Raw genomic sequence first — 24,295 nt, 5'->3', positions numbered from 1 at the left:
AGCCATCTTTGTAGCCTTTGCAGAATGTTTGCATATTCCGGGTACAGGATGGAATGACACGGCGTAGTCACTATTTACTTACAATCTGGGTTAGCGGACAAAAAGGGGCTGCGGACGGGATGTTGGAGGGTTGCCAATATGAAGATTTCGTATTCTGTTGAAGATCGTCAGCAGGCTTCGATAAAGAAATCGGACGGAACTCGCTACGGTGGCTCTTCCGTCCGATTTCTCAGTGCAACGGTGTCTTAGTCGATAATGTTGTGCTCGGGACCCACTTCAAATTCAGTGAAGTTCTCGACGCCGTTTTCAGTGATCGACAGGGTGTCATGCTCTCGGTACGCGCCAGCGCCCGGCATGTTATTTGGGATCGTCAACATTGGTTCCATGGAGATGACCATGCCCGGCTGTAGCTCGGTTTCAATGTCTTCGCGGAATTCCATGGCTGCTTCACGTCCGTAGTACGGGCTCATGACGCCGAAGGAGTGGCCATAACCGATCGGTGCGTATTTCAATAGATCCTGCTTTTCAAAGAACCGGTTGATCTTCGCAGCAACATCTTGAGCAATTGCGCCCGGTTTGATGAGCTCGAGTCCAAGCTGATAGGCCTCGACATTGATCTTCCAGAGATCCAGCGTTGCCTGATCCGGCTGACCCAGCGTCATGGTGCGCTCCATGGCTGTGTAATGACCTGACATCATCGGGAAACAGTTAATCGATAGGAGGTCGCCCTTCTGCAACTGACGTGTGGTGGGCCAGTTGTGAGCGCCATCGGTGTTGATGTCCGACTGCACCAAACAAAAGGTCTCGCGTAGCTCTTTGCTTGGGTAAACCTTTGCTATCTCGGGAACGATGGCTTCGGTACCGATAAATGCGAGCTCATATTCGGTGATGCCCTCACGAATAGCGTTTTTGATTGCGCGGCCACCGATATCAGCGATACGTGCGCCCTGCCGAATGAGATAGACCTCTTCATCAGATTTCAGCAAACGCTGCAGCATGATTGGCTCGGCCATGTCGACCAGTTCAACGTTTTCGAACCAGCCCTGGAATAAACGATATTCTTCGACTTTCAAACCGTCGAACTCAATGCCCAAGCGGGAGGGCTTGATCCGATGTTCTGCAAGGACGCGGTCGATAGCTCGGAAGAAGTTCTTCTTTTCCCAGTCGGAGTAGACGATGTTATCGCCGTAGGTGGTGCGCCATGGCATGCCACCATCAACCCACGGGGTTACCGTGGTCGATCCTTCTGGAGTAATGACCACGGCAAATGTGCGACCGAATGGAGATGGCACGAAATCAGAAAAGTACTTGATGTTGTGCATACTCGTCAGCACGAAGGCATCAAGGTTGTGAGTCGATAACAGCTCGCGAACGCGAGTCAGACGCCGTTCGAATTCAGCGTTGGAAAAGGTGAGATCCAGCTGCTCACCGTTGTACTGGGTGAAAACGTGCGGGACAGTCTGATGGTCTGTCATCTGAGGTTTATCTGAGTTTGTCATGGAATTGAATCTCCAATTGAGCTCTCGGGGTCATGGATGGGCTAAGCGCCGTTCAATCTCATCTTATGCGTCGCCAAAAAGTGACTTCAAGATAACAGGAACGGTGCTCTCTTTCACTTCTTAGCACACCAGTTGTAACGCGAGCATGACAACATCACAATTTTTCCGGGGCCGCTGCCAATTGAGTCTTCTCGAACCTCTGATACATTCGAAATGGTGCTGACTGACAGCACCGCCTTATAGGGGCTTGGAAATTGAGAATATGGTGAGTTATATCTGCAAAGGATGCGCGGTGGTTTGGCCCTTCGGGCGAGGGTTTCCAGGGGTTGAAACGGCGGTGCGGCCTCTGTGATACGTCAGCTCCAATGCATCGCCGTATTTACCGTTGGCATTTTTATTTTGGCTTTGGGTATCGCGATATCCGTAAGAGCCAATCTTGGTACCTCACCCATAGCTTCGTTGCCCACAGTGCTGTCGTTTGCAACACCTTTGACTGTGGGCAGCTATTTGACACTATTCAACTTGATGTTCTTTCTCATGCAAGTCTTGATTTTGCGGCGAAAGTTCCCAAAGGTCCAATTAGTGCAGCTCCCCATTACCCTCGTGTTCGGTGTTTTCGCCGATTTTGGGATGTACTTGACCAGCTGGATAGATCCCACCAGTTACTTTATGCAGTGGGTGTGGACGCTGGTAGGAGTCGTCTTGGTCGCGCTTGGTGTGTATATAGAGACGCAGCCCAGACTCTCATATATTCCGGGTGACGGGATTGTATTTACCCTGACGCTTGTTCTGCAAAACATCTCGTTTGGGACGATCAAGATGGTCTTTGACTGGGGCTTAGTCATCCTCGCGGTCATCGCCTCGTTAGTGCTGTTAGGTGGACTAGAAGGGGTGCGCGAGGGGACGGTTTTTGCGGCGTTTGGCGTGGGGTTAGTCATTCGCCTCATCAGTGCAGTGCATAAGCGCCTGGGCAGTGGCCGCGGGCGTGGCAAAGCGGTAGGCGAGTAGTGCCCTGTTGGCTGCCTTAGAGGACCATTGCCGCAACCCAGCCTGCGCCGGTGAGTGGGATGTTGTAGTGAATGAACGTGGGAATGACGGTGTCGCGCATATGGTCATGCTGGCCGTCAGCGGCAAGTCCGGCCGTTGACCCCAGCGTGGAGTCGGAGGCAGGAGATCCAGCATCGCCGAGTGCACCTGCGGTGCCAATCAAAGCGATGGTGGCCATTGCCGAGAAATCGAGTGAGACGCAAAGTGGCACATAGATAGCCGCAATAATTGGCAGCGTCGAGAATGATGAACCGATGCCCATCGTGACGATCAGTCCGACGATCAACATGGCGAGCGCGGCCATGGCCTGATTGTCACCAAAGAACTGCTGGACGGCCGCAACGAGGGGTTCGACTTGGTCCGATTCGTTGATAACCGCTGCGAATCCCTGTGCAGAAATCATCACAAAGCCGATAAGCGCCATCATGCGCATACCAGCGGTGAAAACATCGTCGGCCTTATTCCACTTCACCACACCAGAAATGAGGAAGATCCCCAGTCCCACAAGAGAACCCAAGAGCAGACCATCGGCTTCAGAACCGCTGAACTGCACAATGAGCTGAATCGCAAATGTTGCGACAATGGCGACTAAGGACATGATCACGCTGTAGCGGGTGGGTGTAGGCTCTGTGGTCGTGCCACCGATAATTGGGCGGTCCTCATATTGGCGCGGCTTACGGTAACTTACGAAGATGGCAACCAAGAGGCCCAGAACCATACCCATGGCTGGAATGCCCATGACCTGAATGATGTTGATGCCATCGGTGGCTAGCCCGGCATTTTCGATGTTGCTGAGCAAAATATCTTCCAAGAAGATTTTGCCGAACCCGACAGGCAGGGTCATGTATGTGGTGACTAAACCAAATGTGAGCACGCAAGCGATCAGGCGCCGATCAAGCTTCAGTCGGTTCATCACTGACAACAACGGCGGGATAAGCAAGGGGATAAAAGCGATATGCACGGGAATAAGGTTCTGGGACATGATGGACATCGCCAATATGCCGATGATCAATAGGTAGGCCGTTACTTTAACAACCTTTTCAGAAGCCTGCTCAGCATCAGAGTCCAATTTTCGTATAAGGGTATCGGCCAGAACCTTCGGTAAGCCGGATGCAGCTACCGCCATGGCGAACGCTCCGAGTAGAGCGTACGAAAGCGCGATCTTCGCACCATCTCCCAGACCGGACTGAAACGCCAGCATTGTGGCCTCTATGCCCATTCCGGCCGCGAGGCCGCCAACGAGTGCGCCGATGAAGAGGGCGATGACAACATGGACTCGTAACAGGGCCAGCAACAGCATGACGGCTACGGCAATAACTACAGCATTCACGATCGACAAGCATAGACCACTTCGTGCGATTGATCGATTTTATTTGTGGTTTTGAGTATATTAAATCAAACCTTGGTATCATGGTGACATGGAACACGTAGAGGGTAATGGGAAGTCAGGTCACGTCGTTGTCGGCGTTGACGGGTCGGAAAATAGTAAGCGAGCCTTCGATTTTGCGTTGTCTATAGCTCAACTGCATCAGCGTGAGGTGAAGATCGTGGCGGCCTTTACTGAGCCAGGTTACGAATATATTCCAGCTGACGTGTACGGCATCGCACGGAAACAGGCTGAACACGTACTCGAAGACTTTGTTGCACGAGCCGAGGGGACCGGCGTCCAGGTGACCTCGGTGGCATCAGAAGGCGATGCTGCAGGGGTTTTGATTGAAGCTTCGGATGTCGCCTCATTAGTTGTTGTTGGTAAGCGTGGCCGAAGCCGTTTTGCAGGTCGCTTCCTGGGGAGTGTTTCTGCGTCAGTTGCGGCGCACTCTCGTTGTCCAAGCCTTATTGTGCCGGCCAAGTATGATGCTAAGGAACTTCCTGAGGCGCAGTACGCCAAGATGCCTGACAGTCCTGGTTGGGCAGAGACCGGTGTGATTACGGCAGATGGCATCGAGGACGCCACGGTTTTTCGGGACAGTGTCGTGGTGGGTATCGACGTCGATGCCGAGCCGGTCGAAACGGCTTTGCATGGCGCGCGTTATGCTCAAGATCACGGGCTGAAGCTCATTCTGGTGGCCGCGGAACCGTTGAGCGGCAGCTTATGGATTCCAGTGTCACCGATATATCGAGCAGAAATACCCGATATGCGTCGCGAAGTTGCCTCGCAGCTGGAAGCTGTGACGGCCCAAGTCGCCAGTCAGACTGATGTGCCGGTCGAATGGCGATTTTATGATGCCCATCCTGCTGATGTGCTCGCCGAGGCGTCGCAAACAGCTGACTTTGTGGTGGTGGGAACCCGCGGTCGTGGTGGATTTACCGGGCTCCTGCTCGGCTCTATCAGCCAAGCCGTGCTCAACCGCGCCGTCGCGCCGGTCTTAGTGGTCCCTCAAACGCGAAGAACTCAGTAGCTCGCCGCACGGGTTATTGCGCCGCGTCAGGACTTCCCAAGCGCGTTGAAATGGTTGCGGCGGTGGCAAGACATTGTTCGAGGAGTCGCTCGGTGGTGTGTTCGTCGACGCGATATGCGGGGGCTGCGATCAAGACTGCCGCAACGACTTTCCGGCGGTGATCATAGACCGGTGCTGCGATCCCAATTTCATCTTCAAATGTCTCACTAAGGTTCGTGGCGTAACCGCGCTCGCGGGTGTCGGCGAGTCGTTGTCTGGCCTGGGTCACGGTCCAGCCTTCCTGTAGGCGGATGTGGCCACTTTCTATCAGCGCCGTGGCTGTATCCGGTTCCATATCGGCCAGAAAGATTTGCACGGTGGCGGAGCCGGTTGAGTAGTAGCGGGACCCCAGTGGTGAAGTATGTTTAACGGTCCGATCAGAGGCGATCTGTTCTACCGTCACCGCCGCGGAGTCTTCCCATATGGCCAGGACGGTCGTCTCTCTGGTCTGCGCCGCCAGTTGTTGCAGGTACGGGTGAGCGACTTTGCGCACGTTGAGGTTAGCTAAGAGTGGGCCGGCTATCGCGATGAGGCCCAGTCCTAGCTGATATTTCCTCGTGGTCGGTTCCTGCTCGACCCAGCCTTCTGACTCCAACGTGGTGAGGAGTCGAGAAACAGAAGATTTGTGTAAGCCAACCTGTTGAGCAATTTCGGTGACGCCGACCAGGGGCTCGCCTGTAGAGAAGCAACGCAGCACATCAACGACATTGTGTACAACAGAGTTGCGAGGTGAACTCACGGTGCTTCCTTTCTGAATGAGCCTGTTTGGATCTTACGCTATTAAATCTGACGTAGTTCATTCTGTGGCTCCATGGTGCAATAAAAACCTGCTGCGTCGGGCGGGACGAATACGCCACCCCGACGCAGCAGGCGGATGGTTAGTCTTTCAGGGGCTTGTGGCTGGTTTCTGGAGACAGGGCTACTGCGATTAATGCGATCACGGCTGCACCCATGAGGTACCAACCCGGAGCAATCGAGCTGCCTGTAGTCGCTATCAATAGCGTGGCAATCGCTGGAGCCGTGCCGCCAAATACTGCGTTGCCAACGTTAAAGGAAACCGCGAAGCCGGTGTAGCGAACCTTCGTAGGGAAGTTCTCTGCCAAGAAGCTGGCCAAACTTCCATCGTTAAGTGTCAGCATCGCGCCGAGAAGAATCTGGACTAACAGAATCACTACAATGCTCCCGGTGCCCAGAAGCATAAACGCGGGAACTGTGAACAGAATAAACAGGACCGATGCGCTCATGAGAATTTTCCGACGTCCAAACCTGTCTGACAGGTATCCGGTAAGGAAGATGAAGCCTATGTATGTCACGAGTGACACAGTGGTTGTGACGTTTGCCAGGGTTGGGTCTAAGCCCACAGTCTGGGACAGGTAGGTGGGCATGTATGTCAAAATTACATAGAACCCTACTGCGTTAAGAAGCACGGCGGCTGTTGCACGTACCAGTGCACGCCAGTGATCGCGGAAAAGCGACCACACTGGTGCTTCGATGACTTCGTCTTCCTGAGCCATTTCTTGGAACACGGGAGAGTCTTCAAGTTTGCGACGAATATAAACACCGATCAGTCCCAGGGGCGCGGCTAGCAGAAACGGCAAGCGCCAACCCCACGATTCCATGTCAGCATCTGACAGGTTTGCTGTGAGTACGGTTGCCATGAGCGAGCCAAAGAGGAGGCCTGCGGCAGTTGATCCCGGAACGACTGCGGCGTAGATGCCACGTTTGCCTTCAGGTGCGTATTCGACCAAGTAGGCGGAAGCGCCGGCATATTCGCCCGATGCGCTGAATCCCTGCATGAGGCGGAAGACGAGTAGCAGTGCTGGTGCCCATATGCCGATCTGGCTTGCGCCCGGCAGCAGACCAATACACACTGTGGATGCCGACATGATTAAAATCGACCAGGCCAGGGCGGTGCGTCGCCCGACGCGGTCTCCGATGTGTCCCCAAATGAAACCACCGATTGGGCGGGCGAGGAAAGAGACTGCAAAGAGTGCGAAGGTCCAGACGAGACCGTCGGTGAGATTATCTGAAGGGAAAAATACTACAGCAATCACGACTGCAAGATAGCTGTATGCTCCGTAGTCGAACCACTCGACGAAGTTCCCAATGAAGCTGGCGATGATTACTTTGCGTCGCGCTTTTGGGCCGATACCTGTGGGATGCGTTCTTTCCTGCCCGGAAAGAGTGGGGCCGAGCTCCTGTTGAGAGTCTGGGTGGGGCATGGTGCACCGCCTTCCTGAGAATGTTGCGTTCATCGCAACGATGTTGCACAACCATATGCGGTGACTCAGGTCACAGTCAAGGGCTCGGTGGGTGCCCGCTTGTCGGTCTGGGGGCCGGGCTCGGGTGTATTTGCGGCCCGGGCGTCGGGTTGTGGCGACCGGGGCGGTGCGACTAGAGTGCCTCGCGAACCATGGAGTAGAAGTTTTCGACGTGTTCGGCTGCGTTTCGCTCCGCCGCATCCGCCTCGCCAGCCACGATGTGCTTGATGAGCTGTGTGTGTTCGATGATGTGCTCGTGTAGCGACGGGAGGCGATCCGAAAGCGCGGCCCAGATGCGGGTGGCGATATTGTCTAGGCGTATGAGTGTTTCGGATAGGTGATCGTTTTGTGTCACGCTATAAATCATGCGGTGGACTGAGAGGTCGTAGGACAGTAGGTCGCGCTGTGATTGATTCGGGCTCAGGCTTTTGAGGCTCACGAGAACTTCCAGGAGCTGTTCGCGCATGGCGCCACCCTGAGCTTCTGAGGCACGTCGGGCAGCGAGCGGCTCGAGTGCCTGCCGAATTTCGGAGACATGCGCCAGTTCCGTGACATCGACCTGGCTGGCGAAGGTTCCGCGGCGCGGGTATGTCACCACGAGGTGATCGGACTCGAGGCGTTTCAGTGCTTCGCGCAGGGGCGTGCGACCAACCCCCATCTCTTCGGCCAACTGCTTTTCCATGATCGGCTCGCCCGGCTGGATGTCCAGCATGATTAGCCGATCAAGCAGGACGCGGTAGGCGCGCGATGAGAGGGATTCGCTGGTGGAGTCAACGCTGTGCAACGTGGTCATTCATGTCCTTTCGTTGATCTCATTGTGCACTATAAGAAGCAAAACTGCAGCGTTTCAAAAATTTTATGTGATCTGCTTGACATTGCTGTGACGAGCACCATATTCTGTGATCGGTAGCTGATATATCAAGTGTCGTTCAGAAATTTTGAAGGAAGTTGCATGACTAGTATTACCTCGCAGGTTTCTGCCTCTCTGACGCAGGATTTGGTGGAACTTGATCCAGAAATTGCTGGATTCCTCGACCAGGAACTCACTCGTCAACAACGTGGTCTCGAAATGATCGCGTCAGAGAATCACACCCCGTTGGCTGTAATGCAGGCCCAGGGTTCGGTTCTGACAAATAAATATGCTGAAGGGTATCCCGGGCGCCGTTACTACGGGGGTTGTGAACACGCCGACTCCGTAGAGCGTTTGGCCATTGACCGAGTGAAGAGTCTCTTCGGCTCCGAATACGCAAATGTCCAACCGCACTCGGGTGCTCAGGCAAACGCCGCCGTCATGCACGCATTGATTCGTCCCGGCGATACCGTCATGGGCTTGAACCTTGCTCACGGCGGTCACCTCACGCACGGCATGAAATTGAACTTTTCAGGCCGCTTGTACAACATCGTGCCGTACTCGGTCGACGAAGAAACATACGAAGTCGATATGGACGAGGTCGCTCGTCTGGCACGTGAACACCAACCGAAGATGATCGTTGCCGGTTGGTCTGCTTACCCGCGGCAGCTCGATTTCGCTCGCTTCCGTGAAATTGCCGACGAAATCGGCGCATACCTGTTTGTGGATATGGCGCACTTCGCGGGTTTGGTCGCAGCTGGTCTCCACTCTTCCCCGGTCCCACATGCGCACGTGACCACTTCAACGACTCACAAAACTCTTGCCGGCCCACGCGGTGGCATCATTTTGACCAATGACGCAGAGATCGCCAAGAAGGTGAACTCGGCGGTCTTCCCTGGACAGCAAGGCGGCCCGTTGATGCACGTGATCGCTGGTAAAGCCGTTGCTTTCAAGGTTGCTGGCGAAGAGGAATTCGCAGAGCGTCAGCGTCGCACACTCGAAGGTGCCAATATTCTGGCGGAACGGTTGTCGCAACCAGATGTCACTGAAGCCGGGATCTCTATCCTGACCGGTGGCACAGATGTACATATGGTGCTGGTCGATCTACGAAACTCAGAACTTGACGGGAAACAAGGTGAAGATCTGCTGCAAGAAGTAGAGATCACCGTGAATCGTAACGCCGTTCCGTGGGACCCACGTCCACCGATGACAACCTCTGGTCTGCGCATTGGGACGCCGGCGCTGACCACACGTGGTTTTGGTGCCGAAGCCTTTGCCGAGGTCGCCGACATCATCGCGTTGACTTTGATTGCCGGTGCGACCGGGAACCGCGAAAACCTACCTGGGCTAGCGAAGCGCGTCGAAGCGCTTGCCGATGCTCATCCACTGTACCCAAACCTGGAACCGTTCGGAGCGTAACCATGGCAGAACTACTACCACAGCACCCCGATTTCCTGTGGAATAATCCGGAGCCCAAGTCCTCCTACGATGTGATCATCGTGGGCGCGGGCGGCCACGGGCTGGCAACCGCACACTACCTGGCTTCACGTCACGACATCACCAACGTCGCGGTCATTGAACGAGGCTGGCTCGGTGGCGGCAACATGGCCCGCAACACCACCATTATTCGTTCCAACTACCTCTGGGACGAATCAGCAAATATCTATGACACCTCGCTGAAACTGTGGGAAGAACTCCCAGAGGAACTCGACTACGATTTCTTGTTCTCTCAGCGCGGTGTGCTGAACCTGGCCCACCACGTCTCCGAAGTCCGCGACTCCAAGCGCCGTGTTAACGCCAACCGGCTCAATGGCGTGGACTCCGAATGGCTGGAACCAGATGAGGTCAAAGAAGTCTGCCCGATCATTAACACATCGGACAATATCCGTTACCCGATCATGGGCTCGACCTATCAGCCACGCGCAGGCATCGCCAAGCACGACCATGTTGCCTGGGCACTGGCACGGTCAGCGAATAACGCTGGCATCGACATCATCCAAGACACCGAGGTCACCGACATCCTGGTCGAGGGCGGCAAAGTCACCGGTGTTGAGACCACTCGCGGCAAGATCCTGGCTGGTCAGGTTGCGCTGTGTGGTGCTGGACACTCTACCCAGTTGGCCGAAATGGCCGGGGTGAAACTGCCGATCCAGTCACACCCACTGCAGGCACTGGTTTCCGAGTTGTTCGAACCGGTCCACCCAACCGTGGTCATGTCAAACCACATCCACGTCTATGTTTCGCAGGCGCATAAGGGCGAACTCGTGATGGGTGCAGGTATCGACACCTATAACGGATTCGGACAGCGCGGCGCATTCCACGTGATTCAAGAGCAAATGGCAGCGGCAGTCGAACTGTTCCCCATCTTTGCTCGCGCTCACGTCTTGCGTACCTGGGGCGGCGTCGTGGACACCACCCCGGACGCTTCACCAATCATCAGTAAAACCGAAGTTGGTGGCCTGTACGTCAACTGTGGTTGGGGTACCGGTGGTTTCAAGGGCACACCGGGTGCAGGCTTCGCGCTGGCTCACACCATTGCTCATGACGAACCGCACGAACTCAACGCACCATTTGGTCTTGAGCGCTTCGAAACCGGTCACCTGATTGACGAACACGGCGCAGCTGCCGTGGCCCACTAAACGAAAGGCAATTGCCATGATGCTTATTGATTGCCCGTACTGCGGGCCACGAAATGAAACCGAATTTGGTTACGGGGGTGAAGCCCACATCGCCTATCCGAAAGACCCATATGCGCTTTCGGACGCCGAATGGGCCGAATTCTTGTTCTACCGTGATAACCCCAAGGGCGATTTCGCCGAACGGTGGGTACACAACGGCGGATGCCGCAAATGGTTCAACGCCGTCCGTGACACCCTCACTTACCAATTCAAAGCCACCTACCCGGCAGGCTCGGCCCGCCCGAATGTATCCGGAGGTACCCAGTGACGAACTCCTACCGTCTACCCGTCGACGAGGCACCATACGCCGTCGTTGATCACAACGACAAGGTGGATCTTGTCGTCGATGGCAAACAATCCCGTGCTCTGCGTGGCGACACCGTAGCCTCGGCGATGCTGGCTTCAGGTTTCAAAACGGCCGCCAACTCCCTGTACTTCGACCGTCCACGCGGTGTGTTTGCCGCCGGAGTCGAAGAGCCAAACTCGCTGGTGCATCTGTCACCACGCCACAAAGGCGACGTCGAAGAATCCATGATGACGTCCACCACTGTTCCGGTGACCAACGGGTTAGAAGCCACCAAACTCAGTGGGCTTGGTACGCTTGACCCCACCGAGGACCAGGCTTATTACGACCACGTTCACGTCCACACCGATGTATTGGTGGTCGGAGCCGGCCCGGCTGGCCTCTCCGCGGCTGCCAACGCGGCGAAATCCGGTGCTCGCGTGATCCTGATGGACGAAAAACCCTGGACCGGCGGTAGCCTGCTGGATAGCCCATACGAATCCATCGATGACGTTGCCGCCCCGCAGTGGATCGCCGACACCGTTGAAGCGCTCAAAGCCAACGACGACGTCGAGGTCCTCTCCAGTACCACCGTGACCGGTGTCTATGACTCCAACTACGTGATTGCTGCACAACGCCGAACCCATACGCTCGATGAACACCCGGGTAAAGGCATCTCCCGGGAACGCATTTGGCATGTGCGCGCTCAGCAGGTCGTACTGGCCACCGGTGCACACGAACGCCCCCTAGTGTTCAAAAACAACGACCGCCCGGGCGTCATGCTTGCTTCGGCGGTTCGCACCTACCTGAACCGTTATGCTGTTCGTGCCGGCAAACGGATCGCTGTCTTCACAACGAATGATTCGGTCTACCCGCTGGTCCACGAGCTGCAAGAAACCGGGGGAGTCGTCGCCGTTGTCGACTCACGGTCGACCGCTTCGCCGGCTGCACAGCAGGCCGCAGCCAACGGGGTCAATGTCCTCATAGGCTCGGCAGTCGTTGACACCCACATTGATGATGACGATCAGCTCAACGCCATTACCGTGGCCCCGATCAACGGTGAAGTCGACTTCAGTAAGTCGCAGCGCCTGGAAGTCGATACTCTGGCAGTGTCGGGTGGCTGGTCACCGGTCGTTCACCTCCATTCGGGACGCAAGGGTCGCATTGATTGGGACGAACAGCGCCAGGGCTTCGTGGCCGTGGACTCCGTTGAGGACATGCACCTGGCCGGTTCGTTGACCGGAAAATACTCGACCGCCACCGCACTGAGCTCGGGTGCCGCAGCGGGTGCCGCAGCGGCAACGGCTGCAGGTTTCCCAACACAGGCAGAGGCTTCGCGCGCGATCGACCGCCCATACGGTCCGGTCGAACCGCTGTGGTTGGTACCGTCACCTGATGGCACTGAAGTTGAACACTACAACAGCCACTATGTTGATCTGCAGCGTGATCAGACGGTTGCCGATGTGCTGCGCGCCACCGGTGCGGGCATGAGCTCGGTTGAACACGTCAAGCGGTACACCTCGATCTCCACCGGTGCTGATCAGGGCAAAACTTCCGGTGTCCCAACCATCGGTGTCATGGCCTCGATCCTGGGGATCGACAATCCCCAAGAAATTGGCACCACGACCTTCCGTCCGCCGTTTACGCCTGTTGGCTTTGCCGCACTGGCCGGTCGTCGCCGCGGCAAGCTTTTCGAAGCAGCCCGCACCACACCAATGCATGATGCACACGTGGCCGCCGGAGCCGTCTTTGAAGATGTCGGCCAATGGAAACGTGCCTGGTACTACCCGAAACCCGGCGAAACCATGGACGAGGCCGTCTACCGCGAATCAGCGGCAGCACGCGACTCGGTTGGCATGTTCGACGGCACCACACTGGGCAAGATCGAACTGCGTGGTAAAGACACCCCAGAGTTCCTCAACCGGCTCTACACCAACGGGTGGGTCAAGCTCAAAGAAGGCATGGGCCGCTACGGCGTCATGCTGTCTGCAGACGGCATGATCTTCGACGACGGTGTGACCTTACGTCTGGAAGAGGACCGCTACTTCATGCACACCACCACCTCGGGTGCTGCAGATGTCATGGAGTGGGTCGAGGAATGGCTGCAAACCGAGTGGCCAGAACTTGACGTCTATGCCACCTCGGTGACCGAACAGTACGCGACCATCGCGGTTGTTGGGCCAAAATCCCGCGACGTGATGGCCAAGCTCGCCACGACCGAGGACTTCTCGGCAGAGGGCTTCAAATTCATGGAATTCCGTGACATCACCTTGGACTCGGGTATTGCCGCACGCGTCAGCCGTATCTCGTTCTCCGGTGAACTGGCCTGGGAAATTGCGATACCATCCTGGTACGGCCTAGCCGTCTGGGAAGCCGTCGCTCAGGCCGGTAAGGAATTCGACATCACCCCGTATGGCACCGAAACCATGCACGTGCTGCGTGCTGAAAAAGGTCTCATTGTGGTCGGACAAGAAACCGACGGTACCGTCACCCCGCAAGACGCCAACCTCGAATGGATCCTTGCCAAACACAAGGACTTCATCGGTAAGCGTTCATTCTCACGTGCGGATAACGTGCGCGAAGACCGCAAGCAGCTCGTTTCGGTCCTACCGGATGATCCAACCTTCCGCCTCGAAGAAGGCGAAGCACTGGTGGCCATGGATACTCCGATTGATATTGCCGCCGGGCCGGTTGCACAAGAAGGCTGGGTCACGGCTTCCTACGACTCACCAAACCTGGGGCGCACCTTCGGGCTTGCCCTGATCAAAAATGGTTTCTCCCGTGAAGGAGAATCCCTCAAGGCTCTCGTGGGCGACGAGATCGTCACCATGAAGATTGGGCCAACTGTTCTCTACGATCCACAAGGAGCACGTCGCGATGGCTGATGTACAAGAACTGCGGCGCTCGCCGCTGGTCAATCGAACACAAGAAATGGAACAGGCTTCCGGGTCTGCAGTATCCATCCGAGAAGTACGCTTCACCACACAGGTAGGCCTGCGCGCCGAACCCGGAACAGCGGGCTATGCGGCACTGGAAACTCACCTGGGCGGACTCCCAGAGCGCGTTGGTGACGTCGTCGGTGACGTCGACTCCACAGCCGTGCTGTGGTTGTCGCCGGACGAGTTCTTAGCGGTCAACGAACCAGACTCCGGTCTGGCAGAAACCCTGACGAAGGTGTTGGGTGACCACTCAGGTCAGGTCTTGGATCTTTCTGCGAACCGCGCGTTCATCGAGATCTCCGGTCCAGCATCTGAGCTGGTACTGCGGAAATCATGCCCGCTGGATCTGCACCCAAGAACCTGGAAGGTCAACCAGGCCTACGCCACCGAAATCGCACAAACACCTGTGATTTTGTGGAAAGTTGGCGAATTCACCTGGCGGATCGCACCCCGCACTTCATTTGCTGACCACGTGGTCAGCTGGTTGCTCGACGCGATGATCGAGTTTTCACACCAGGAGGTGTAACCCATGGCATTAAGTGTGCTGGACATGTTCTCTGTTGGTTTGGGACCTTCGTCGTCCCATACCGTTGGTCCCATGCGGGCAGCGGCCCAGTTCATCAACGGACTGGACGCCGATACCGTCGCGGCCACCACGCGCGCCAAAGTCGAACTCTTTGGTTCGTTGGGCGCCACCGGTGTTGGGCACCACTCCGACACCGCAGTGATCCTTGGACTCGCTGGACATGATCCAGCCACGATTGTGCCCGAACAAGTCGATGACATTATTGCCGGTGTCGAAACGTCTGGAACTCTGGAGCTAGCCGGTAAGAAAACTATCGATTTTGATCGAACACAAGATGTCATTCTCAACCTGAAGGAATCACTGCCGGGACACCCCAACGGCATGAAATCCACGGTATTTGGTGCCGACGGTCAGGAACTGGCTTCGGAAATCTCGTACTCCATCGGTGGTGGATTCGTGGTAACCGAACAAGAGCTCGATAAACCCTTGACCTCCGACCTGGAAGTCAAACACGATTATCGCAACGCAACTGAACTGTTGGCCATGTGCAAGGAGCAAGGCAAATCAATTGCAGAATTGACCTGGGAGAACGAAATCCTATGGCGTGAGCCAGAAGAGATTCGTTCCGAGATCTTGCACATCTGGCAGGTCATGCAGGACTGCGTGCAGTCCGGTATTGAACGGACCGAAACCACACTACCCGGTGGGTTGAAAGTGACCCGTCGGGCGCCCAAACTGTATAAGCAGCTCACCGAAGGCGGCGCGTCGGAGCGCACCGGTGACACCAACGACGCCTTGCGCGGCATCGAATGGATCAACCTGTATGCACTCGCCGTCAACGAGGAGAATGCTTCGGGCGGACGGGTAGTCACCGCACCAACCAATGGGGCCGCTGGGATCATTCCATCGGTCATGCATTACTACAGCAGATTCCTTGATGACGTCACCGACGACAAAATCGTGGAGTTCATGCTGACCGCCGGCGCCATCGGCATCATCATTAAGACACAGGCGTCCATTTCGGGAGCCGAAGTCGGATGCCAAGGTGAAGTCGGTTCAGCATGCGCCATGGCTGCAGCCGGCCTGGCCGCAGTAATGGGCGGTACCCCGGTGGAAATCGAGGATGCCGCAGAAGTAGCGCTGGAACATAACCTGGGCATGACATGTGACCCGATCGGCGGACTCGTGCAGATTCCCTGTATCGAACGCAACGCGATTGCCTCGGTCAAAGCGATCAACGCGGCACGGCTTGCCTTACACGGTGATGGTTCCCATAAAGTCAGCCTCGACGAAGCCATCGAAACGATGCGTGCCACTGGAGCAGACATGATGGACAAGTACAAGGAAACCTCACGCGGCGGTTTGGCCGTCGCAGTTTCCATTCCAGAGTGCTAGCAAAACTCACCAACAGCAGCCGGCCCGAAACGTTTCGGGCCGGCTGCTGTGTCTCGTTGTCTTAGCGGTTCTCGACTACACTGCAGCCATATGGAACGTCTCAACGATCGGTTAGTTTCTTGGGCTTCAATGCTCGAGGACCAAACTCGCCAACAGGCCGTGACATCAGCGGAACTCGAATTCATTTACCCACACGTAGCGCTGATGGCTGATGCGCACCTGGGGTACGGAGCTACCGTTGGATCTGTCATCCCAACACTGGGTGCGGTCATGCCCGCTGCCGTCGGCGTTGATATCGGCTGCGGCATGATCGCTGTCCAAACACAATTTAGCTTGGCCGACCTACCCAAAGACCTGCGCACACTACGCCAAGAGATCGAGCGTGCTATCCCGGTCTCAGCCGGAAAATACAATCGCAAGGTCTTATCCACCGCAAAACCTCGCGTTGACGAACTTGAAGAACTCGCACTGCAGAACGATGTTGACCCCGATGCGTTTGACAAAAACTGGCGGGTACAGCTGGGCACACTGGGCGGTGGGAATCATTTCATTGAAGTCTGCGTCGATGAACACGAACAGGTCTGGACCTTCTTGCACTCCGGTTCACGCGGTATCGGTAATAAAATTGCGACCCACTACATTGGCCTCGCCAAGGGCCTGCGACACCAGGCTGATGACCAGTTGCCACACCCAGATCTGGCATGGCTGGACGAAGGAACCGAAGAGTTCACCGCCTACATCGCTCACCTGCGCTGGGCCCAACACTTCGCGCTGCTCAACCGTGAAGAAATGATGGACCGGGTCAACCACCAGTTAGGGCACTGGGCAGGCGAACCCGTACAAGACCTTCAGCGGATCAACTCGCATCACAACTTCACGGAGCAAGAAGAACACTTTGGTAAAACCGTCTGGGTAACGCGCAAGGGTGCCATCCGAGCTCGCAATGGTGATATGGCGTCGATCCCTGGTTCCATGGGTGCTGCCTCCTACATTGTGCAGGGTAAGGGGAACGCCGAGGCCTTAGATTCTGCTCCCCACGGCGCTGGTCGCCAATATTCGCGCCGAGCAGCCCGACGCAACTTCAGTCAGGATGACCTGCGACAAGCGATGGTTGGCATCGAATATCGGGATACCGATAAATTCATCGATGAAATACCCCAGGCGTATAAACCAATCGATCAAGTCATGGAAGATTCCAAAGATCTGGTCACAATCCGCCACACCCTGCGCCAAATCGTAAACGTCAAGGGCGAATAGCCCGGCTGGTGGATAATAGAAGCTATGTCATGGATGGATCAGAACCCGTATAGCACCGGCTCCCGCACGTATCAGCGGGTGCTCATCGCCGGCATGATCATCCTCGGCATCGGTTTTATCACCGCCATAGTCGGTGGTGTGACCTCAACCCGGCAGCTGTCTATCGTGGCCGCGGTGATCATCGGCACCGGATTGGTAACCCACGTCGTTGCGCAGGTTATCCGTATGACCGGACGCCGCAGAGAACTCCGAGAAAATCTAGAAGCCGACAATAAGCGTCGCCAACAGCGTGGAAAGGACTAAACATGACTGTTGACCTCACCGGCCGCGAATATCCCGCCGTTGGCCCGTACCACGTCGGAAGCGAAGATATCCGCAACTTTGCTAACGCCGTCAAAAATATGCACCCGTTGCACCACGACATTGACGCAGCCCGTGCGGCCGGCCATAAAGATTTAGTGGCCCCGCCGACCTACCTGGTGACCATTGCCCAGCGTGCCGAAGCACTGATGGTCAATGATCCAGAAGCAGAAGTCGACTTCTCTCGGGTGGTGCACGCCGATCAGCGCTTCACCCACCACCGTGCCGTGGTCGCCGGTGACGAATTATTCGCTCAAGCAACCGTCACCTCGGCCAAAGAACTTGCCGGGAACCGACTGCTCACCACCGCAACCGAGATTACCAACGCTGATCGTGCTCCCATTGCCACGATCACTTCCACGCTGCTGATCCGCGGATAAGGACGTTATTATGCCTGCTATCGAACACCTGACCAAGGGCGATGTGATCGCCACCCGCACCATCGACATCAATCGTGCAGATTTGATCCGATACGCGGGGGCATCCAAAGACTTCAACCCGATCCACTGGTCAGACGCTACGGCCCAACAAGCCGAGCTGCCGGGCGTCATCGCACACGGCATGCTGAGCATGGGGCTAGCCGTTGATGTGGTCACCGAATGGACAGAAGATCCGACGGCCATCATCGACTACCAAACGCGCTTTTCTGCCATGGTTCCGGTGGTAGAAACCACCCAGACCTTCGACCCAGCTCGCCCCTTCGAAAACCCCAATCCGGGTGCCGCCCTAAACGTCACCGCCAAGATTGGTGCGATCAACGAAGAAACACGAGTCGTCCGCGTTGACCTCTCGGTCACCAACCCGGCAGATGATGATGCGCGCGTGCTGACTCGTGCACAAGTACAGGTCCAGCTCTAACCCCATGCCTGAAAACCTCCTGGCCAACCACACGACCGCTCGCGTCGGAGGCCCTGCAACCACCTGGGTCACTGTTTCGACTGAAAAACAGCTCACCACGGCAATCGCCGACGCCGATGCTGCCAACACACCACTTCTGGTACTGGCCGGTGGCTCCAACATGTTGGTCGCCGATGCAGGTTTCCCCGGAACCGTGGTGCACCTTGCTACTCAAGGCATCGAGATCCTCGAATCAACCGAGGAATACGTCTATGTACGGATCGCTGCTGGCCACGAATGGGATGCGGTCGTAGCCTGGTCGGTTGCAGAAGGACTGACCGGGATCGAAGCGCTGTCGGGCATTCCCGGTTCAACCGGGGCAACTCCGGTGCAAAATGTCGGGGCCTACGGGGCGGATATCTCAAAAACGCTCGTGAGCATTCGCGCCTGGGACCGTCAGGTCAACCGCATCGTGACGCTGACCGGTGATGAGCTGGAGTTTGGTTACCGCGATTCGATAATCAAACGCACCATCGCGTCATCCACGACGAACTTTTATCACGCATCACCACGTTGGATTGTGCTTTCTGTAGACCTCCAGCTCGTGAAAACCGGAACATCGGCACCGATTCGCTACCCGCAGTTGGCACGTGCGCTCGATCTTGAACTCGAACAAAGCGCCCCCTTGGAACAAATCCGGCAAACTGTGTTGGACTTGCGTGGGTCCAAAGGTATGGTGCTCTACTCGTACGACCATGATACGTGGTCGACCGGCTCATTTTTCACCAACCCCATCGTCCCCATCGACGTGGCGGCTAGCCTGCCAGCAGATGCTCCACGATTCCCGCACCACGAAGCCGGAGATACCACCGAAACGGTCAAACTCTCAGCCGCCTGGTTAATCGATCATGCGGGCTTCAATAAGGGGTTTGGCCTGCAGGACGAACCCAACACGGTCAACGGTCGCGCAAGTCTGTCGACGAAACACACGCTGGCTTTGACGAACCGGGGTGCTGCCAGCACCCAAGATTTGGTGCAGATCGCTACCGTTGTGCGTGATGGTGTGGCCGCAAAATGGGGGATCCACCTGGTACCGGAACCGGTACTTATTGGAGTGCAACTGGGCGCTTAGCCCAATGATCGCAACAACAGCGTTCAAGGGAGGCCAGCGTGTTCCTTCAGCTTGCCATGCGGATGTTTCGTTGGGAAGATAATTTAGTCCCATCCGCCCAGTAGCCTTTCTCAGTTGGCTGATCCCAACGTTCAGTACGGCACTGTGAGATCGATTCGGAGTTGAGTCCATGTCCTTGCAGCAGACATCGCAAGCATCACGAGTCGCACGGCATACACCCCAGCGTAAATACCGACCAGATTTGCACGGTATTCGAGGTCTGGCGATCCTGGGTGTCGTTCTGTTCCACCTTTTCGGAAACGGCCGCGTTTCTGGCGGTATCGACATCTTCCTGACGGTTTCCGGTTTCTTATTTACTGCGATGTTGCTGCGAGAGGCTGCGGAGAACCACGGGCGAATCAACTTCCTGGCATATTTCGGCCGGCTCTTTCGTCGCATTTTTGCGCCCGCCGCCATTGTCGTGGTGATAACGACGATTGCCGGGGTGTTTATCCTGCCGTATACCCAGCACACGCAAATGCTATGCGAAGCGGTTGCGTCATTGCTGTACTACGAGAACCTAGAACTCATTAATTCCCAGCTATCATACGACGCAGCGGGACCAGAAACATCGCTGTTCCAACATTTTTGGTCGCTGTCCGTGCAGGGACAGTTCTACTTGGTGATTCCGTTTATTATTGTCGGGCTCGTCTGGTTGGCTAGAAAACGGAATCAACCGGCTGTGTTCTGGGTCGGCACGGTGTTGGTCGCCACGCTAGCGATCTCGATGCTTTGGGCCGTTGTCTACGGTGCTCAATTGCAAGACGAAGCGTACTTGGCCACGAGTACGCGACTGTGGCAACTGGCATTTGGTGGGTTACTAGCGATCGTCATAGACCATCTTCGTTTGGTACAGGGAGTCCGTCTCGTCCTGGGTTGGGCAGGACTCTTCATGGTCGTATCGACCGGATTTCTTTTTGACGGGGGACAACAGTTTCCTGGCCCACTTGCACTGTGGCCGCTGTTGGGACTGGCATTTGTACTGCTGGCCGCCTCTCAGGATGGAACGGCTGAACGCGGTTCGGTGACGAAATTACTCAATAACAAGATCTTTAATTGGATCGGCGATTACTCCTACGCGTTGTATTTGTGGCATTGGCCGTTACTGATTTTCTATCTGGCGCTGCGCGATCGTGATGCGGTAGGTATCCGTGGGGGTCTGGTGATTCTTGTGGCGGCAATTGTCTTAGCGATGCTGTTGAATCACCTAGTGGAACGTCCAATACAATCCTGGGGCCGTCGGGCCCCCGGTGAGCGAGCCAACACGATACCGGTAGCGGTTGGGCTGGTTGTCATGCTGGTGTTTAGCAATGTCGTGGCCAACTACACGATGTCGAAACAGCAGGAAGCAGCCCAAGCTCAAGAGGCTGGCTATACGCTGGATACTGACACGTATCCGGGAGCTTTGACGACACTTGAAGACGGACCACAGGCGCCTGAAGTTGACACTTTTGAACCGCATGGTGAGGAACTTGCCGCGGTGGAGCAAGATTACATCACCCAGGACTGTCGCCAGGATGGAAGAAATGAACCAGGCAGTTATGAAGTCACCCTGTGTGAAGATCCAGAGGTCCCGGAGAATCCATCGGCAACCATCGTATTGGCTCCAGATTCGCATGCAGGACATTGGGAACAGACGTTCCGGACACTTGGCCGTGAATACAACTGGGAAGTAATTTTGGCAATCAAGTCCGGATGTAATTTCACCGGCGTACCGGATCAACCAGGCAATGATTACTGCCACCAGTGGAACGACAATTTCATGGACTACCTGGGATCCGAAGACATTGATCTTGTGGTGGCCCCAGGCACCCAAATGTATAGCCGCCCTGCTGAAGAAGGCTTTGCCGAAGGTGCTCAGGATCGTTGGGACCAGATTGCGGCAACGGATACCCCGCTGTTATTGATCCGAGGCCTGATTCGTCCAGGAGGAACTGCCGGGACCGCAGATTGTTTGGCATCAGGAAATCCACCTGAAGAATGCGGAGGGATGGTTGGCGACGCGCATGGTCCCAATCCGATTGAAACAGAAGATTTAGCTGAAACGACACATACCATAGACATGAACCCATACATCTGTCCCGGCGTTGAACAGGGTCCGGATACGGCTTGTTCCGCCGTGGTGGGCAACGTGGCGGTATGGTACGACAACTCCCACATAACCCCTCAATATGCCACCACATTAGCGCCTGTCATGGAGCATGAGATACGGAATCTCTACCCAGAACTGTTTACGTCCTAACGCAATGCTGTGCCTGCTCTCCACAAATAGTATTGGCCATCACTGTCCACCTGGTTGCCTCTTGGAAGTTTGCTAGCCCCGGCACGCTCCGAACATACAAACAGAAAATGTGACAATATTGAGGCAAATCATATGTATTTGAGGAGCAACATTGTCAGAAGCCGATGAACCTGTCGTTCGACAACCCCAAGGTGCACCGGCAGCCATGCTCAACGGGCTGTCGATTTTAGAAGCGTTCTCTATCAAACGCCCGGCACTGGGCGTCACGGAGATATCCGAAATCGTCGGGCTGCATAAATCGACAGTATCTCGCATGCTCAACGGGTTGGCAGAACTAGGGTATGTTCGTCGTGAAGCGACCAGTGGACGCTACCGGCTCGGGCTCAGCGTGCTAGAACTCTCGGCACCGTTGCTGGCAGATCTTGATATTCGTGCTGCGGGCCTAGAACACCTAGAACGCCTCACTGAACTCACCGGGGAAACAACCGCCCTCGGGGTGTGGGGTGATGGGGGAACAATAGTGGTTGAACAGGTGGCCAGCCCCCACCAGGTGCGCCACACACAGCCCATTGGGAACCGCTATAACCAATGGGAATCTTCGTCGGTACGCGTGATGCTTGCCTATCAGCCGCTCAAAGCCGTGCAGCAACTCATTGAAACCGGACGCGTCTTGGTGCCCGAAGGCGGCATTAGTCGAGAAGAAGTAGAAATCGAGCTCGATTTTATCCGGCAGCACGGTTACGCAACCAACCAGGGTGGAACCACCCCGGAAGAGTTCGGCGTTTCGGCTGTCGTGTTTGACCTGCGCGGAACCGCGACCGGTTGTGTCATTTTGTCGGCGCCGACCTCCCGAGTGGAATTCCAGAATGCTGCCGAGAGCCTGCAGCGCGCAGTTATTCAAACAGCCCAGGATATTTCCGCACGTTTGGGCGCCTCGATCAGTTCCGAAAATAACTCGGGGGCATGATCCGCAACGGATTATGCCCCCGAGTATTGCCAAAGTTCTGCTGTTTGAACTTTAGGCGAGAGTTGTCGCTTTTTCCTTCTTGGGCTTGGATGCTTTGACCTTGCTATCCGCAGGTAAGACCGGGATAGAGGAGGTAATCGGTTCATCATCAACACCAACACCGAGGTCTCGACCAGCGGTTTCTGGCATGAGCACGGTGGCGATGAAGGCACCAGCGGCAATCACGGTGAGGTAGATGGCCGGTGAAAGTGGGTTGCCGGTAACGTCAATGAGCCAGGTCGCAATATATGGTGCTGTACCACCGAACAATGCGTAGGCAACGTTGTAAGTGACACCCGATGCCGTGTAACGCACCCGAGTTGGGAAGACCTCGGTGAGCAATACAGCGGTTACCACGTTGGCAGCTACGGTGCCGAACATAATCAGTAGCTGACCAAGCAGTGCAGTGGTGAAGGTGGCACCTGCAGCAATCATGTAGCCCGGGATCGCTGTACCGCCCAACAGGATAGCTGAAGCGAACATGGTCTTACGACGGCCAAAGCGGTCACAGATGATGCCGCCCAGTGGAGCCATGCACGCGGCAAGTGTCAGGGCAATGACGTTGGACGCAAGTACCGGAACTGCCTCGAGCTGCACAACTTCACGAAGGAACGTCGTCATATACGTTGAGAAGATGTAGAAGCTAAGCGCGGTCAACGAGATATAACCGGCCAGGATCATCATTGGACGGGCCTGAGTACGGATAGTGGACCGCAGTGGTGCGTGCTCGGTGGTGTCGTCGTCTTCAGTTTCCTGGAACATGGGGGACTCGCCGAGTTTCCGACGGATCCAGAAGGCAATGAGACCTAGGGGAGCAGCGATAAGGAACGGAATGCGCCATCCCCAGTCTTGCATTGCTGCTTCGCCGAGTCCGGTCGTTAGCACGTAAGACAGCAGGGCAGCTGCGGCAAACGCCGCGAAGGTTGCAGTCGGCATTGCCGAGCCCCACCGTGCACGCTGGTTGGGCGGGGAGTGCTCGATGACGTAGGTGACCGCGCCGGCATATTCGCCACCTGCCGAGAGACCTTGCAAACAACGTGCAGCGGTCAACAGGACTGCAGCCCAGATCCCGATCTGTTCGTAGCTTGGTAGGAGGCCGATTGCTGCAGTGGAGCCGGACATCAATAGGACTGTCAGGATCAGTACGGACTTGCGGCCGACCCGGTCGCCGAGCATGCCGAAGACCGCGCCACCTACAGGACGTAGCGCAAAGGCCACAGCGAAAATCGCGAAAGTCTGAAGCAGGGCCACCGCACCGGTGGACTCTGGGAAAAATTGAGTGGCAATAATCGTTGCCATGAAGCCGTAGACGGCGAAGTCAAACCATTCGACGACTGTTCCGGCGAATCCGGCGAACGTAACTTGTCGAAGCGTTGCTGAGGAAACTTCAGAAGTATTGGTGGGCTGGGTTGTTTGGTTTTGGTCGCTGGTAGTCATGGGGTTCCATATCTGGTGGGCCGGGAACACAAAAGTCCCTAGAGTACATGAGAGGTGGGGACTGAAGAA

The 24,295-nt window shown here is 56.0% G+C and carries 21 protein-coding genes; 15 read left to right on the top strand and 6 right to left on the bottom strand.

Translation table 11 applies throughout. The features are described 5' to 3' along the window. Positions 1–245: 245 nt before the first annotated feature. Positions 246–1,499, bottom strand: coding sequence for an aminopeptidase P family protein (locus G583_RS0112200; RefSeq protein ID WP_022871463.1), 1,254 nt, complete (start codon positions 1,497–1,499; stop codon positions 246–248). Between the two features lie 348 nt (positions 1,500–1,847). Between G583_RS0112200 and G583_RS17015 the strand changes: the two genes are divergently transcribed. Next, positions 1,848–2,507, top strand: a complete 660-nt coding sequence (locus tag G583_RS17015) for a YczE/YyaS/YitT family protein (RefSeq protein WP_022871462.1) — start codon at positions 1,848–1,850, stop codon at positions 2,505–2,507. Between the two features lie 16 nt (positions 2,508–2,523). On the opposite strand, the gene G583_RS0112190 is transcribed toward G583_RS17015, so the two are convergent. Then, a complete protein-coding gene (locus tag G583_RS0112190; RefSeq protein WP_029629562.1) occupies positions 2,524–3,876 on the bottom strand; it encodes a Na+/H+ antiporter family protein in 1,353 nt (450 codons plus the stop codon). A gap of 88 nt (positions 3,877–3,964) precedes the next feature. Here G583_RS0112190 and G583_RS0112185 point away from each other — a divergent pair, with 88 nt between their 5' ends. Then, complete coding sequence (locus tag G583_RS0112185; RefSeq protein ID WP_022871460.1) at positions 3,965–4,945, top strand: universal stress protein; 981 nt, start codon at positions 3,965–3,967, stop codon at positions 4,943–4,945. Between the two features lie 13 nt (positions 4,946–4,958). Here G583_RS0112185 and G583_RS0112180 read toward each other — a convergent pair whose 3' ends face one another. The 3 genes from G583_RS0112180 to G583_RS0112170 form a co-directional block, all read right to left on the bottom strand. Next, positions 4,959–5,723 (bottom strand): IclR family transcriptional regulator, encoded by a 765-nt coding sequence (locus G583_RS0112180; protein WP_022871459.1) that lies wholly within the window; start codon positions 5,721–5,723, stop codon positions 4,959–4,961. 139 nt (positions 5,724–5,862) lie between these two features. Beyond that, positions 5,863–7,206: an MFS transporter gene (locus tag G583_RS0112175; protein WP_022871458.1), complete on the bottom strand. Its 1,344-nt coding sequence runs from the start codon at positions 7,204–7,206 to the stop codon at positions 5,863–5,865. Between the two features lie 172 nt (positions 7,207–7,378). Next, positions 7,379–8,038: a GntR family transcriptional regulator gene (locus G583_RS0112170; protein ID WP_022871457.1), complete on the bottom strand. Its 660-nt coding sequence runs from the start codon at positions 8,036–8,038 to the stop codon at positions 7,379–7,381. 159 nt (positions 8,039–8,197) lie between these two features. On the opposite strand from G583_RS0112170, the gene glyA reads away from it, so the two are divergent. The 13 genes from glyA to G583_RS15895 all read left to right on the top strand — a co-directional run bounded on the left by glyA (position 8,198) and on the right by G583_RS15895 (position 22,750). Then, on the top strand, positions 8,198–9,514 hold the full coding sequence (glyA, locus tag G583_RS0112165; protein WP_022871456.1) for a serine hydroxymethyltransferase: 1,317 nt from the start codon (positions 8,198–8,200) through the stop codon (positions 9,512–9,514). A 2-nt stretch (positions 9,515–9,516) separates the two neighbouring features. Continuing rightward, positions 9,517–10,734: a sarcosine oxidase subunit beta family protein gene (locus G583_RS0112160; RefSeq protein ID WP_022871455.1), complete on the top strand. Its 1,218-nt coding sequence runs from the start codon at positions 9,517–9,519 to the stop codon at positions 10,732–10,734. Positions 10,735–10,750: 16 nt separating this feature from the next. Next, positions 10,751–11,041 carry a sarcosine oxidase subunit delta gene (locus G583_RS0112155; protein ID WP_022871454.1) on the top strand — a complete coding sequence of 97 codons (291 nt, stop codon included), beginning with the start codon at positions 10,751–10,753 and terminating at the stop codon, positions 11,039–11,041. Next, positions 11,038–13,941 carry a 2Fe-2S iron-sulfur cluster-binding protein gene (locus tag G583_RS0112150; protein WP_022871453.1) on the top strand — a complete coding sequence of 968 codons (2,904 nt, stop codon included), beginning with the start codon at positions 11,038–11,040 and terminating at the stop codon, positions 13,939–13,941. Before G583_RS0112155 ends, G583_RS0112150 begins: the two co-directional genes overlap by 4 nt. Next, entirely contained in the window at positions 13,934–14,521 is a 588-nt protein-coding gene (locus G583_RS0112145; RefSeq protein WP_029629560.1) for a sarcosine oxidase subunit gamma, read from the top strand. The genes G583_RS0112150 and G583_RS0112145 overlap by 8 nt, the downstream gene beginning before the upstream one ends. A gap of 3 nt (positions 14,522–14,524) precedes the next feature. Then, entirely contained in the window at positions 14,525–15,916 is a 1,392-nt protein-coding gene (locus G583_RS0112140; RefSeq protein ID WP_022871563.1) for an L-serine ammonia-lyase, read from the top strand. A 90-nt stretch (positions 15,917–16,006) separates the two neighbouring features. Beyond that, positions 16,007–17,173, top strand: coding sequence for an RtcB family protein (locus G583_RS0112135; protein WP_022871452.1), 1,167 nt, complete (start codon positions 16,007–16,009; stop codon positions 17,171–17,173). Positions 17,174–17,197: 24 nt separating this feature from the next. After that, positions 17,198–17,476: a hypothetical protein gene (locus G583_RS0112130; RefSeq protein WP_156832116.1), complete on the top strand. Its 279-nt coding sequence runs from the start codon at positions 17,198–17,200 to the stop codon at positions 17,474–17,476. A 2-nt stretch (positions 17,477–17,478) separates the two neighbouring features. Further along, positions 17,479–17,913 (top strand): FAS1-like dehydratase domain-containing protein, encoded by a 435-nt coding sequence (locus tag G583_RS0112125; protein WP_022871450.1) that lies wholly within the window; start codon positions 17,479–17,481, stop codon positions 17,911–17,913. A gap of 10 nt (positions 17,914–17,923) precedes the next feature. Then, a complete protein-coding gene (locus tag G583_RS0112120) occupies positions 17,924–18,391 on the top strand; it encodes a MaoC/PaaZ C-terminal domain-containing protein (protein ID WP_022871449.1) in 468 nt (155 codons plus the stop codon). 4 nt (positions 18,392–18,395) lie between these two features. Further along, a complete protein-coding gene (locus G583_RS0112115; protein ID WP_022871448.1) occupies positions 18,396–19,502 on the top strand; it encodes a UDP-N-acetylmuramate dehydrogenase in 1,107 nt (368 codons plus the stop codon). Positions 19,503–19,671: 169 nt separating this feature from the next. Further along, a complete protein-coding gene (locus G583_RS0112110; RefSeq protein ID WP_022871447.1) occupies positions 19,672–21,783 on the top strand; it encodes an acyltransferase family protein in 2,112 nt (703 codons plus the stop codon). A gap of 151 nt (positions 21,784–21,934) precedes the next feature. Then, entirely contained in the window at positions 21,935–22,750 is an 816-nt protein-coding gene (locus G583_RS15895; protein WP_022871446.1) for an IclR family transcriptional regulator, read from the top strand. Positions 22,751–22,801: 51 nt separating this feature from the next. On the opposite strand, the gene G583_RS15890 is transcribed toward G583_RS15895, so the two are convergent. Next, a complete protein-coding gene (locus G583_RS15890) occupies positions 22,802–24,226 on the bottom strand; it encodes an MFS transporter (protein WP_022871445.1) in 1,425 nt (474 codons plus the stop codon). Positions 24,227–24,295: the final 69 nt, after the last annotated feature.

The organism is Yaniella halotolerans DSM 15476 (assembly GCF_000420805.1).
GTDB classification, from domain to species: Bacteria; Actinomycetota; Actinomycetes; order Actinomycetales; family Micrococcaceae; genus Yaniella; species Yaniella halotolerans.
The sequence above is the reverse complement of the archived record's forward strand: the minus strand, read 5'-3'. Positions and strand labels throughout refer to the sequence as shown.